The 13761-nt window shown below is 31.2% G+C and carries 17 protein-coding genes; 7 read left to right on the top strand and 10 right to left on the bottom strand.

Going from position 1 to position 13761, the window contains the following annotated elements; translation table 11 throughout:
- Nucleotides 1–204: 204 nt before the first annotated feature.
- From C820_RS01800 to C820_RS01790, 3 genes are all read left to right on the top strand, one after another.
- Complete coding sequence (locus C820_RS01800) at nucleotides 205–402, top strand: hypothetical protein (protein ID WP_004035870.1); 198 nt, start codon at nucleotides 205–207, stop codon at nucleotides 400–402.
- Nucleotides 403–552: 150 nt separating this feature from the next.
- Entirely contained in the window at nucleotides 553–1512 is a 960-nt protein-coding gene (spoIID, locus tag C820_RS01795; RefSeq protein WP_004035872.1) for a stage II sporulation protein D, read from the top strand.
- A 65-nt stretch (nucleotides 1513–1577) separates the two neighbouring features.
- Nucleotides 1578–2348, top strand: a complete 771-nt coding sequence (locus C820_RS01790; protein WP_004035873.1) for a M23 family metallopeptidase — start codon at nucleotides 1578–1580, stop codon at nucleotides 2346–2348.
- A 128-nt stretch (nucleotides 2349–2476) separates the two neighbouring features.
- Here the strand turns inward: C820_RS01790 and C820_RS01785 are convergent, their stop codons facing one another.
- Entirely contained in the window at nucleotides 2477–2656 is a 180-nt protein-coding gene (locus C820_RS01785; RefSeq protein ID WP_004035874.1) for a DUF6440 family protein, read from the bottom strand.
- 151 nt (nucleotides 2657–2807) lie between these two features.
- Between C820_RS01785 and C820_RS01780 the strand changes: the two genes are divergently transcribed.
- Nucleotides 2808–5096: a hydratase gene (locus tag C820_RS01780; RefSeq protein ID WP_004035875.1), complete on the top strand. Its 2289-nt coding sequence runs from the start codon at nucleotides 2808–2810 to the stop codon at nucleotides 5094–5096.
- 39 nt (nucleotides 5097–5135) lie between these two features.
- A complete protein-coding gene (locus tag C820_RS01775; RefSeq protein WP_004035876.1) occupies nucleotides 5136–5432 on the top strand; it encodes a YciI family protein in 297 nt (98 codons plus the stop codon).
- 47 nt (nucleotides 5433–5479) lie between these two features.
- On the opposite strand, the gene C820_RS01770 is transcribed toward C820_RS01775, so the two are convergent.
- Nucleotides 5480–5647: a hypothetical protein gene (locus C820_RS01770; protein WP_004035877.1), complete on the bottom strand. Its 168-nt coding sequence runs from the start codon at nucleotides 5645–5647 to the stop codon at nucleotides 5480–5482.
- A gap of 20 nt (nucleotides 5648–5667) precedes the next feature.
- On the bottom strand, nucleotides 5668–5937 hold the full coding sequence (locus C820_RS01765) for a DUF6809 family protein (RefSeq protein ID WP_004035878.1): 270 nt from the start codon (nucleotides 5935–5937) through the stop codon (nucleotides 5668–5670).
- A gap of 134 nt (nucleotides 5938–6071) precedes the next feature.
- Here C820_RS01765 and C820_RS01760 point away from each other — a divergent pair, with 134 nt between their 5' ends.
- Entirely contained in the window at nucleotides 6072–6287 is a 216-nt protein-coding gene (locus C820_RS01760; RefSeq protein WP_004035879.1) for a hypothetical protein, read from the top strand.
- Between the two features lie 47 nt (nucleotides 6288–6334).
- Here the strand turns inward: C820_RS01760 and C820_RS01755 are convergent, their stop codons facing one another.
- The 7 genes from C820_RS01755 to C820_RS01725 all read right to left on the bottom strand — a co-directional run bounded on the left by C820_RS01755 (nucleotide 6335) and on the right by C820_RS01725 (nucleotide 12297).
- Nucleotides 6335–7669, bottom strand: a complete 1335-nt coding sequence (locus C820_RS01755) for an MATE family efflux transporter (RefSeq protein ID WP_004035880.1) — start codon at nucleotides 7667–7669, stop codon at nucleotides 6335–6337.
- A gap of 155 nt (nucleotides 7670–7824) precedes the next feature.
- Nucleotides 7825–9714, bottom strand: coding sequence for an ATP-dependent zinc metalloprotease FtsH (gene ftsH / locus C820_RS01750; RefSeq protein WP_004035884.1), 1890 nt, complete (start codon nucleotides 9712–9714; stop codon nucleotides 7825–7827).
- 98 nt (nucleotides 9715–9812) lie between these two features.
- Nucleotides 9813–10205 (bottom strand): putative ABC transporter permease, encoded by a 393-nt coding sequence (locus C820_RS01745; protein ID WP_004035886.1) that lies wholly within the window; start codon nucleotides 10203–10205, stop codon nucleotides 9813–9815.
- Between the two features lie 98 nt (nucleotides 10206–10303).
- Nucleotides 10304–10651, bottom strand: coding sequence for a CD1247 N-terminal domain-containing protein (locus C820_RS01740; RefSeq protein ID WP_004035888.1), 348 nt, complete (start codon nucleotides 10649–10651; stop codon nucleotides 10304–10306).
- 23 nt (nucleotides 10652–10674) lie between these two features.
- Nucleotides 10675–11241: an elongation factor P gene (gene efp / locus C820_RS01735; RefSeq protein ID WP_004035890.1), complete on the bottom strand. Its 567-nt coding sequence runs from the start codon at nucleotides 11239–11241 to the stop codon at nucleotides 10675–10677.
- Between the two features lie 120 nt (nucleotides 11242–11361).
- Nucleotides 11362–11904 carry a YqeG family HAD IIIA-type phosphatase gene (locus C820_RS01730; protein ID WP_004035899.1) on the bottom strand — a complete coding sequence of 181 codons (543 nt, stop codon included), beginning with the start codon at nucleotides 11902–11904 and terminating at the stop codon, nucleotides 11362–11364.
- A gap of 24 nt (nucleotides 11905–11928) precedes the next feature.
- A complete protein-coding gene (locus tag C820_RS01725) occupies nucleotides 11929–12297 on the bottom strand; it encodes a NifB/NifX family molybdenum-iron cluster-binding protein (protein WP_004035906.1) in 369 nt (122 codons plus the stop codon).
- A 173-nt stretch (nucleotides 12298–12470) separates the two neighbouring features.
- Here C820_RS01725 and C820_RS01720 point away from each other — a divergent pair, with 173 nt between their 5' ends.
- Nucleotides 12471–13589: an aminopeptidase gene (locus C820_RS01720; protein ID WP_180313409.1), complete on the top strand. Its 1119-nt coding sequence runs from the start codon at nucleotides 12471–12473 to the stop codon at nucleotides 13587–13589.
- Nucleotides 13590–13761 lie beyond the last annotated feature (172 nt).

Below are 13761 nucleotides of genomic sequence, written 5' to 3'. Positions count from 1 at the left end.
TTCCAGCCCCTTATTTTATTAATCATATTAAAATTAGTATGATGTCATTTTTATATTTTATAATCATAAAATTTTGGTATGCTTTTAAAATGTTATTCTGTTTTTGATAAAATTGTGGTATACTACATATACTTACTATAGCATTTTAGAATATACTATAGCATTGTAGTAAATATTTTATATTGGGAAAGGATTTGATAATTTATGAGAGAAAATGCAAAAAAACATTCTTACGAAAATACAAGAAGACATTACAGAGTGGCACAAAGAGAAATTTATGAAGACCCATATGAAGGTGTTTATGTCACAAAGGAAGAACAACAAAAATATTTCATTGTAACTGCTGGTTTAGTGTTACTTTCTTTTATAGGTGCTGTAGCAGTAATATTAAAAAAGAAATAAAAAAGTGATTGTGCTGCCTCTCTTTTTATGAAGGCAGCTATTTTTTTATGTAAAAAAGCAATAAAATAAATATTAGAAATATAATACTGATTACTTTTTTGTATGGAACACACTACTATATCATATAATATATAGAAAGGGTGTGTTTTTTTGGTAAAAAAAATATTTTCAATGGTTTTTATTTATATCATTGTTGCTATGATAATACTACCTGCACTGATTACATATTGCTCTAATCACTCTCAAAATAAGCAACAAACACAAGTACCACCACAACAACAAAATGAACAGGAAAAAGCAGAAATTGCTTCTCCTGAAATCATACGAACTTCTTCTGATTTTGAAGCATATATAAAAGGAGTAGTAGCGGCAGAAATGCCTGCGTTGTTCGAAACAGAAGCTCTTAAGGCACAGGCTGTTTCTGCTCGAACATATGCCGCAAGAAAAATGTATGAAAGCAATGCTAGTGTTGTGCCTTATGACATAGGACAAGCGTATATTACAATAGAAGAAATGGAACAAAAATGGGGAGAACATTTTACACAATATTATAATAAAATAAGCAATGCAGTAGAACAAACAAAAGGAGAGATTATGGTATATGAAAATGAACCAATATTAGCAGTATTTCATTCAGAAAGTGCAGGCAAAACAGAAGATGCTGAAAATGTATGGCAAAAACAAATTCCTTATTTAAAAAGTGTAGACAGCAGTTTAGATAAAAATGCTCCTGATTTTGAAAAAAGTGTTTGTTATACATTTGATGAAATAACAAGACGTTTTTCTAATACATACAAAGATTTTTCATTAGAAAACAATCAAATTAAAATACTAAGCCATACCCCTGCAGGATATGTAAAACAAATACAAATAGGCAACAAAACATTCACTGGCAGAGAGGTAAGAGAAATATTAAATTTACGCAGCAGCAATTTTATAGTGGACATACAAAACAATACCATAGTATTTACAACAAAAGGCTACGGTCATGGTGCTGGTATGAGTCAATATGGTGCAGAATTCATGGCAAGAGAGGGAAAAACATATCGTGAAATATTGCAACATTATTATACAGGGATTTCTTTTTCTAACTATGCACCTTCTATTTAAATTTGGCAAATACTATGAATAAAAAACAGTCTATTAGGGCAATACTATTGCTGGAGGTGTTACAAATGAACAAAAATTATTACCGTATACTGTGGGGTTGTCTTGCTGTTGTGGTAATTGCTGGAGGAATTTATTATTTTGCCAGCAGAAACAGTAACACAGAGCCATATACAACACCCCCTCAGACAACGGAACAAGCTAGGCATCAAACTGCACATCAAGTCATTGTAAACAATACACCAGCATTAGAAGAAGCAGTTGCACAAAGAGAAACAGAAATTTTAGAACAAACACAGCAACAAACTGCCGATGTGCCAGAACAAGAACAAAAACCATTAGAAACTGCTAATGCACAAACACAGCAAAATACAGAGCAAAATGTGACACAACAACAAAATACAGAACAAGCAAGTATTTTTGAAAATGAACCACTTTTTGCTATGCCTTTGGCAGGCAATATTGTAATGGATTATAGTGCAGACCATGCAATATATGATGCCACATTAGACCAATATCGCACAAATGACCATATTTCTATTGGTGCTAAAAAAGGAGAAGCAGTAAAAGCATCGGAAGATGGTACAGTAGAAAGTATTAAAACAGATGATGAAAGAGGTATTACTGTAGTAATTAACCATGATAACGGCTGGCAGACTACATACAGCCAATTACAAGAGGATGTAGTAGTCAAAGAGGGCGACAAAGTAAAAAAAGGACAAGAAATTGGTTTTGTAGCAGAGCCTACAAAATATAGTGTTGCATTAGGAGAACACGTAGATTTTTCTATTGCAAAAGATGGCATTAAAGTTGACCCTAAAAGTAATGTATCAGAATAAAAATACCATAAATAAACATCACTTATTACAACAGCATATTATCTATAATAGATAATATATAAAAAATACTCCCTATATAAAAAAGGTGTTCCAGAAGTTACGCCATAGCTTTGGAAACACCTTTTTTGTTATTCTTTTTTTTCATTTTGTTTTGTTACAATAGGCTTTCCATTTTCATCTAAAAGTGGTGTAATTCCGCCTACATTGCCAGAAGCCAGAAAAAGATAATTAATACCTGTTACAGTATCTACCCAAATTTCAGCATTATTAATGACACCTTGATTATAAACTTTTTTGAAACGTCCCATAAAAGCGTCCTCCTTATATTATAATGGCATTATTTTAGCACAGTATGGTACAGAATGACAATATACAGTAAAAACTGTTTTCTATTTACAAACGACAGCAATTTCTCTATAATAAAACATATCATTTTCAGACAAAGGAGGAAACAAAAAAATGATAAAACTTTATAATACTGGTGCATATTTATTAAATGGCAATGAAATTGTGGCAGATGATGAAAATGCTGCTGCAATATTAAAACAAAAATTGGGAAATGCTCCTTCTAAAGAACAAGCTTCTCAAAATACTATGGCTTATAATATACTAAAAAATCACAATACATCAGATAACATGGAGCATTTGAAAATTAAATTTGATAGAATGGCTTCTCATGATATTACTTATGTTGGCATTGTACAAACAGCTCGTGCAAGCGGTTTAGAAAAATTTCCTATGCCTTATGTATTGACAAACTGCCACAATTCTCTTTGTGCTGTAGGAGGTACTATAAACGAAGATGACCATTTATTTGGATTGTCTTGTGCTAAAAAATATGGTGGTATATATGTTCCAGCACATCAGGCAGTAATCCATCAATATATGAGGGAAATGATGAGCGGTGTAGGTAAAATGATATTAGGTTCAGATAGCCATACACGTTATGGTGCATTGGGTACTATGGCAATAGGAGAAGGTGGACCTGAATTAGTAAAACAACTTTTGTGTAAAACATATGATATTGACCGCCCACAAGTAGTAGGTGTTTATTTGACAGGAAAACCTATCGCTGGTGTAGGCCCTCAAGACGTTGCACTTGCTATTATTGGTGCTGTATTTGAAAAAGGCTATGTAAAAAATAAAATTATGGAATTTTTCGGAGATGGTGTTGAAAATATCAGTGTAGATTATAGAAATGGCATTGATGTTATGACAACAGAAACCACTTGTTTGTCTTCTGTATGGAAAACAGATGATAAAGTAAAACAATGGTATGCTTTGCACGGTAGAATAGAGGAATTTGCTTTACAGCAACCAGGAAATATTGCTTATTATGATGGTATGATAGAAGTAGATTTATCTAAAATACGCCCTATGATTGCTATGCCTTTCCACCCAAGTAATGTATATACTATAGAAGAATTAAACGCCAATTTAATGGACATATTAGACGAAGTAGAAAAAACAGGTGCAAAACAACTTGATAGTGATAAAATTACATTTACATTAAAAGACAAAGTAAAAAATGGTGCTTTATATGTAGAACAAGGTGTTATTGCTGGTTGTGCTGGTGGTACATATGAAAATATTTGTGATGCAAGAGATATATTAAAAGGACATTCTATTGGTACAGATGAATTTGCATTAAGTGTATATCCTTCTAGTCAGCCTGTATTTGTAAGCTTAGCGGAAAATGGAGCGATTGCAGATATTATGATTGCTGGTGCAACAGTACGTTCTGCTTTTTGTGGGCCTTGTTTTGGTGCAGGAGATGTGCCTGCAAATAACTGTTTAAGTATTCGTCATTCTACAAGAAACTTCCCTAACAGAGAAGGCTCTAAAATTACAAATGGACAAATTGCTTCTGTAGCTTTAATGGACGCTCGTTCTATTGCAGCAACAGCTATAAACAAAGGAAAATTGACACCTGCAACAGAAATTGATGTAAACTATACTAGACCAGAATACCATTTTAATGATGAAATTTACAAAAACCGTTGTTATTTTGGCTTTAATGCTCCTGATAGTACTACAGAATTAAAATTTGGCCCTAATATTACAGATTGGCCTGCTATGAGCAATTTAACAGAAAATATCGTATTGAAAGTGGTATCTGTTATTACAGACCCTGTTACAACAACAGATGAGTTAATTCCTTCTGGAGAAACCTCTTCTTATCGTTCCAATCCTTTAGGTTTGGCAGAATTTACATTATCCAGAAAAGACCCTACTTATGTAGGTCGTGCAAAAGAAGTACAAAAAGCAGAAAAAGCACGTATTGCGGGAGAAGCTCCTACACAAGTTTATGAAGAATTAAAAGAAGTATTTGCTACGATACAAAAACAATTTGACATTAGTGAAAAAGATACTGGTATTGGCTCCACTATTTACGCTGTAAAACCAGGTGATGGTTCTGCAAGAGAACAAGCTGCAAGTTGTCAAAAAGTATTAGGTGGCTGGGCAAATATTGCTAGCGAATATGCTACAAAACGTTATCGCTCTAATCTGATTAACTGGGGTATGCTTCCTTTATTGTTAGAACAAAAAGAATTGCCTTTTGAAAATGGTGATTATATATTTATACCAAATATACGTAATATCATTTTACAAAAACAATCAGAAGTAACTGCTTATGTTGTGGGAAAAGATATGAAACAGTTTACATTAAAATTAGGTGATTTGACAGATGACGAAAGGAAAATAATACTTTCTGGTTGTTTAATTAATTTCTATAAAGAAGCATAAACGACATATTTCTATAATACATTTTTTAGGAGGTTTATTATGTTTATTTTTAATTTAACTTATATCAAACCAATTTCAGATGTAGAACAGTTTTTGCAGGAACATATTCAATATTTAGAAAAATATTATACTAGCAAAAAATTTATTTGTTCTGGAAGAAAAGTTCCAAGAACAGGAGGCATTATTCTTTGTAATTGTGCTACAAAACAAGAAGCAGAACAAATTATAAAAGAAGACCCATTTTTTAAGGAACAAATTGCTGAGTATGAAATAATAGAGTTCATACCTTCTAAATCATTAGAATTATTTAAAACAATTATGGAAGAAACAAAATAATATAAGGGGGACTTTTTCACTTGTGAAAAGTCCCCCTTTATCATATTTCATTTTTTTAACTTCATAAGTGATTGTTCTATATCAGAATAACGTTTTACATTTATATTATATGCAATATGTTCTGCTTCAAGCATAGCTTTTATTGTTTCTTTATTGTATCGCTCTAATTCTACATCAAAATTTGTTGTATTTGTTATAGTATCCTCCCTATACATTTCATTTTATTGCTGTTATATCATTCTGATTGACATACCTCTAGCATCATTTTCACACCAATACGAAAGCCATAACAAAATGCTTCTTCTACTTCTGAATTGATTGTATCAAATTGTTCGTCTAAAATGACATTAAATTCTTCTTCAAACTCCCTTCCTATTTTTTCTATAAAATTCTCATAGTGTTTATATTGTTCTTTGTACAACTGTTTTTTCTTTTTTATTTCAGAACGACATTGTTCTATTGGTATCAAATTGCCATTGTAAAAATCTTTTAATAATTTTTCCATGGGTATTCTCCTCTTTATTAGATATTAAATTAGATATCAAATATCATATTATATTTTAAATATATAAAAATAAACACTATAAATATATAATGATATTAAAATGTAATATCATTATATACTATAGAGGTGAAATAATGTCTGAAAAATTTATTGTAACATCTAAAACTGTAAAATATAAAGAAGAACTATATGATATAATAACATTAAGAATGCCTAAAGAGATAAGGAAAGAATTTGATAAATTAGCAGGAGAAAGTGATTATTCCAGAAATCAGTTAATGTGTATGGCTTTACAATATGCACTAGATAATTTACAGTTTATTTCAAAAGATAAAGACAATGAGCAATAACAAAACAAATACAAACTACTTTAGAAAGTTAATCGCTTTTTGCAAGCTCAAACATTCATTTGAGCTTGTTTCTTATATTTTTTAATATGAAAATAAAACATTATAGCAATTATTGTAACAATACATTCTGTAGCTGCATAACAAAGCCATACACCTGTCATATTCCACAATGCAGAAAGTAAAAAAGCCATAGGAATAATTAATATAAGCCCTTTAAGTAATGATAATATATGTGCAGGTATTACATTTTCTGTAGAAGTAAAAAAGATACAAAATACAATATTCATTCCTGCAAATAGTGTTGCTGTAAAATATAATTTTAAGCCATAGACTGCTGTAGACTGCATTTGTAAATTATTTTCGCTATTAAATAATTGTACAATATTTTCTGAAAATATAAATACTGTGCTATAAATGACAATACTACTCAATATTACTGTAATTACAGCATATTTTAATATTTTTATAGTATTATGTTGCTCATTGCAAGCATAGTATTGGCTAAAAAGAGGTTGTATTCCTTGCTCTAGTCCAGAAAATACAGTAGTCATAACAAGCGATAAATTGGCTATTACACCATAAGCAGCAACACCTACATTTCCCTGCAATGAAAGTATTATTTTATTAAATGTTATCATAACAATACCATAAGAAATTTGTGCTACAAAAGAGGGAAATCCCATCAAAAAAATGACTTTTACATTATTGAAAAGCAGTTTTGTTTTTACAATATAAAATCCTTTTGTTTTTGAAGTATAATAATATGACAACAAAAGCATACTTACAATAGGAGAAAATCCTGTAGCAAGCACTGCACCAAATATTCCCATTCGAAATGGAAATATGAATATATAATCCATTATGATATTAAATAAACTGCCTGCCAGCATTGCTGCCATTGATAGTTGTGGCTTTCCATCATTTCTTACAAAACAAATCAGTACATTGTTACATAAAAAAGCAGGAGAAAACAAAAGTAATACTTTAACATAAGTGTTTGTCATAGCAAACACTGTTTCATCAGCACCTAAAAACAAACAGAGTTTTTGAGAAAAAAATATTCCTATAGATATAAATAATAAGGCTAATAGTATTGTAATATATATGGTGTTTGTAAATATAATATTTGCATTTTTATTGTCTTTTTGCCCTTTGCAAATGGCATATTTTGAAGCACCGCCCATACCTAAAAGCAATCCTGTACCATGTATAAAATTATATACTGGTATTGCTAAATTTAATGCAGTTAGTCCATTCGTGCCAAGTCCTTTTGATACAAAAAAGGTATCTGCAAGTATATAAACAGAAAGTCCTATCATACCCAATATACCAAAAAAGGTATAATTACAATATTGTTTTAATATACTATTTTTCCCTTCCATAGTTTTCCCTTCCTTTATTTGATTATTTGTGATAAAAAAACGCCAGTATTTTCTATCTTCTAAGGTCTAACGATAGAAAAACTGACGTAATTGTCTTTCACCCGACGGCGAATATATACTATTAATTTTAAAACTATTTTATCACAGTATCATTTTTAAATCAACTCTTTTTCTGTTATTTCATTACATTGTTTTAGTAATGTCATAAATTCCTGCCCTGTAATAGTTTCTTTTTCTAACAAAAATGCTGCAATGGTATGAAGTGCCTTTTGATTTTGCTCTAACAGTTCTATAGCTTTTTTATGGCATTGCTTTATAATACGTAATATTTCCTCATCTATTTCAGCAGAAGTTGTTTCAGCACAGTTTCGCACATTTCTACCGTCCAAATATTTGTTTTGTATGCTTTCCAGTGCCACCATATCAAATCTGTCACTCATACCATATTGTGCCACCATATTTCTAGCCAATTCTGTCGCTTTTTCAATGTCATTAGAAGCCCCTGTTGTAATATTATGGAATATGACTTCCTCTGCGGCTCTACCCGCTAAATAGGTTGTAATTTGGTCTAATATTTCCTGTTTATTCATTAAATATTTTTCTTCTTCTGGCATTTGCATGGTATAGCCTAATGCTCCCATTGTTCTAGGTACAATAGTAATTTTTTGTACAGGCTGTGTATTTTTTTGTAATGCCGTTGCTAAAGCGTGCCCTACTTCGTGGTATGCTACAATTTTTCTTTCGCTTTCTGTCATAATGCGGTCTTTTTTCTCTTGTCCTGCTATAATAATTTCTACTGCTTCCATAATGTCAGACTGTTCTACCATATTTTTGCCAAAACGTACTGCTCGCAATGCTGCCTCATTTACAATATTTGCCAAATCTGCACCTGCTGCGCCACTTGTACCTAATGCAATTTGGTGTAAATCTACATCATTGCTTAATTTTACATCTTTACTGTGTACTTTTAGTATGTCCTCTCTGCCTTTCAAATCAGGCTTGTCTACAATTACCCTTCTGTCAAAACGTCCTGGACGTAAAAGTGCCTTGTCTAATACTTCAGGTCTGTTTGTTGCTCCCAATATTACAACACCTTTAGAAGCGTCAAAGCCGTCCATTTCAGATAAAAGCTGATTGAGTGTTTGCTCTCTTTCGTCATTACCACCCATTTGATTGTCACGACTTTTCCCTATAGCATCAATTTCATCTATAAAAACAATACAAGGAGCATTTTCTAATGCCTGTTTAAACAAATCTCTTACACGAGAAGCTCCTACTCCCACAAACATCTCTACAAAATCAGAACCAGAAAGAGAATAAAAAGGAACATTGGCTTCTCCTGCAACTGCTTTTGCAAGCAATGTTTTACCTGTTCCTGGAGGGCCTACAAGTAATGCACCTTTTGGCAACTTTGCACCAATTTCTGTATATTTTTGAGGCTGATGCAAAAAATCCACAATTTCTCTGAGTGACTCTTTTGCTTCTTCCTGCCCTGCTACATCAGTAAATGTTACACCTGTTTCTTTTTGAGCATAAATTTTTGCTGTATTTTTACCAAAGCTCATAGGGCCACCCACGCCACCCATTTTTTTGCTTACAGAACGAAGTATCAGACCAGAAATGACATATATCAATAAAAATGGCAACGCCCAAGATGCTAAAAATGTAACAATAGGAGAGTTGTTTTGTACTTCTCTATATTGTGTTGCACCTGCTTGTATAATTCTATTTGTTAATTCTGGGTCATTTACAATACCTGTATAATATTGTTTTCCAATATTAGCATAAAATCCTGTATTGTTTGTATTTTGTTCTGCTTTTTCTGTAATCACTAAGCGGTCTGACTGTATTTCTACACTGTCTACTTGTTTATTATCTAGCATAGTTAAAAATTGTGTGTAAGTAATTTCTGTTGCTTTTCTCATTGTAATGGAAGATACAAAAATATTAAATATAGATGTAAATATTACAGCCATAATAATAAAACTAATAAGCACTTTAAAATCACTTTGATTTGAATTTTTTTGATTGTTGCTTGATGGCATAATTTTCCTCCTTGCTATAAAAGCATTATGTAACATCATACGAAAGTGTTTTATATTTGTCTGAAAAAGAGTAAGACATTGGAAATTTATCCAATGCCCTAATACAAAAAATGATAAAAAATACTTTCAAAAAATAATCCTACACCAAACCAAATAGGAGCATAATCCAAACGTATTAAACCATTTATGTGATATTTACTTTGGCTATAATCCCAAGGACAAACACCTGCAATTCTTTGTAATCCCCAACCAGAGGTATATTCTGCCATGTATATGCAAAGCATATAAATCCCTCCTCTCACCACTGGCGGAAATTCAGCTAAAAAAAGAAACAATGGTTGTAAAAATACAGCTGTACCATATATAGGAAACATCCAAAGAGAAGTTTGTCCCATAAGAGAGTAGTCTTTTTTTAACAGAGAATGAAGTCCTGTCCACAATATTTCCATAAACCAACCTAACATACCATATATAAAAAATCCTGTTATCATATAAAATAGTATGATGGAAATATATTATTTTTATACCTATATCAAATTGTAAAATATAACAAAAAGAGAAATCTTTTTACAGATTTCTCTTTTTTCATTTAAAAACTTAATTCGTCTACATCTAATGTTCCTACAGGTATAGAATTACCACATTTTGGACAAACAAGTACTTGTTCTTTTTCCATTGTTTCATCTTCTACTTGTACTTCCTGACCACATTCTGGACAAATAAAAGAATACAAATATTGTATTTGTTCCTCTTCATCGTCGCACGTCATATCATCAAAGTCGTCTACTTCTTCCATATAACTTTCTAACATAAAAGCCATATCGTCCAATACGTCTAATATGCCATGAAATATTTTGCCTTCTTTACTGTCTGAGGGATAGCCGCTGCCGTCACAAAGTCCTCGCAAATAGGTGATTTTTTTTTCAAAATATTCCATATTTCAGCCTCCCTTTGGGATAATTATGCTTCTTTTGCTCTACCTAAATATTCTCCTGTACGTGTATCAATTTTTATAATTTCATTTTGATTGATAAACAAAGGTACTTGTACTGTTGCACCTGTTTCTACTACAGCAGGTTTTGTTGCACCTTGAGCAGTATTGCCTGCAAAACCAGGTTCTGTATCTGTAATTTCTAATTCTACAAATAATGGTGGTTCAATACCGAATACTTGTCCTTCATAAGAAAGTATTTTTACCATTTCATTTTCTTTTACAAATTTTAATGTATCTCCTACATCTTGTGCATTAATAGCAATTTGGTCAAATGTTTCAGAATTCATAAAATGATATAAATCTCCGTCTGTATAAAGATATTGCATATCTTGTCTATCAATGTGTGCTCTAGGCATTTTTTCTGTAGGACGGAATGTTTTTTCTACAACACTACCTGTTTTTAAATTTTTAATTTTTGTACGAACAAAAGCGGCACCTTTGCCTGGTTTTACATGTTGAAATTCCAATATAATAAATATATCGCCTTCATATTCTATTGTTACACCGTTTCTAAATTCACCTGCTGAAATCATGTATTTTCCTCCTTGTCATTAAAAAAACAAACATATTATTATTTTACTGAAAAATGATAACTTTTTCAATAAAAAAATATAATTTTACAGCAAAATGTTAAAATATAAGCTGTTTGATTACTATATTTTAGTAACATTACTGTTCTGCTGCTGTTTTTTTAGTTGTTTAAAATAAATTTTCATTACTTGTTTTTCTAATCCTCTTTTTATTTTTGTAACAAATTGGTCGCGATTGCATATCGGTGCTGTCATAATACAATATAATCCTGCATTGTGTCCACACCACATATCTGTAAATACTTGGTCGCCTATCATTGCTGTTTCTATTTCTGTCAATTTCATAGCGGATATAGCTTTTCTTAATTTTTTGATACCAGGTTTTCCTGCTTTGTGTATGGCTAATACTTTTAGTTTTTGATTAAATATTTTAACTCTTTTTTTATTGTTGTTAGAAAGTATGCAAATGCGAAACCCCTGTTTTTTAAGCATTTGAAACAACTCAACAATATTTTCATCTGGTTCTGCTACATCATAAGGAGCAATTGTATTATCAATATCAAATACAAGTCCTTTAATTCCTTTTTTTTTCAATTCATTTAAAGGCAATTCATAAACAGACGGAATATAAATATCTGGAAATATAGTATTTAAAATAGACAACATAGTTGTTTCCTCTATTCTTATAGTTTAATGATGGTCACAACATTCGTGTCCGTCTTGTTGATGATGAGTACATTCTGTATCTGGATTACCCATTTTTTCACCACTTAAATATTTTACAATCATATCATCTGCTGTTCCAGAAACACCAGGGATTAATTCAATTCTTTTTTCACGAAGTGCATTTTTTGCACCGCTTCCAATGTTACCACATATTACGACATTTACAGAATGTACTGTTAAAAAATCTGCTAATGCTTCATGTCCAGAACCGTCTGTAGAAACAAATTCTTTGTTTTTGATTAATTCTGACTCTACTTCATAAATAGTAAATTCTGGTGTGTGTCCAAAGTGTTGATAAACCATACCGTTTTCTGATGGTATTGCAATTCTCATTATTTATTCCTCCTCCTAATTTGCTTCACATACAAATTACTATACACGATTGATATTGTAAAACAAACAATATAGCTTGTCAAATCAAATACAGAATAAAAATGTACATTTGTATATTTTTTGATATAATTGTAAAATACTATACTTTAAAAAAATAAAAAGGAGCAAATAAAATTATGGACGAAAGAATTAAAACATTAGCAAAACAATTAGTACATCATTCCTGTCAATTGCAAAAAGGAGAAAAAGTACTTATCAGTTGTAATGGTGTACACCCTATTCCTCTTGTAAAGGCACTTATAAAAGAAATTTATGCTGTAGAGGCTATTCCTTTTGTAGAATTAAACACAAACAGCATAGAAAGAGAGTTGTTATTAGGTGCAACAGCAGAACAACAGAAATTGATGGCAGAAGTAGACTGTATGAAAATGAAACAAATGGATGCTTACATTGGCATACGTGGAGAAGACAATTTAGCAGAGCAATCAGATGTTCCTAGTGATAAGCTTTCCCTTCATACAAGATTATATTCAAGTCCTGTACATCATGACATTAGAGTACCTCATACAAAATGGGTAGTATTACGTTATCCTACTAATTCTATGGCACAGTCTGCTCATACCAGTTTAGAAGCATTTGAAGATTTTTATTTTAATGTCTGCAATTTGAACTATGAAAAAATGTCAAATGCTATGGATAGTTTAGTAGAATTGATGAATAAAACAGACAAAGTCAGAATTGTAGCAAAAGATACTGATTTGACATTTTCTATTAAAGACATTCCTGCTGTAAAATGTGCTGGAAGATGTAACATTCCTGACGGAGAGGTATATACAGCACCTGTTAAAAATTCAGTCAATGGTACTATCACATATAATACACCTTCAGAGTATAACAGTTTTACATTTCAAAATGTAAAGCTTACATTTCAAAATGGTAAAATTGTAGATTTTGATGGAAATGACAAACAACGTCTTGAAAAAATATTCCACACAGATGAAGGAGCGAAATATATAGGAGAGTTCGCTATAGGAGTCAATCCTTATATTACAAAACCTATGACAAATATACTTTTTGATGAAAAAATTAGGGGCAGTATCCATTTTACACCAGGTAACTGCTATGATGATGCACCAAATGGCAATAAATCTGCTATACATTGGGATTTGGTACTGATTATGACACCAGAGTATGGTGGAGGTGAAATTTATTTTGATGATGTTTTAATTAGAAAAGATGGTATATTTGTATTACCAGAATTAGAAGTGTTAAATCCAGAAAATTTAAAATAAATAATAGTATAAAGCCTTGAGTATAGTATTCTCAAGGCTTTTTATAATACTATTCATTATTATGATAATAGTATTGTATTAATTTCTTTTTGGTATTATGTTTTATTTTTCCGTTTGTTTTGTGTTGATAATTTTGACGTCGCCAATTCTTTTTTTGAGTAGCATTGTTTGG

The organism is Clostridium sp. MD294 (genome assembly GCF_000364165.2).
Taxonomy (GTDB): Bacteria; Bacillota; Clostridia; order Lachnospirales; family Anaerotignaceae; genus Coprocola.
Note: the sequence above shows the minus strand (reverse complement) of the source record. Positions and strands in the feature narration are given on the sequence as shown.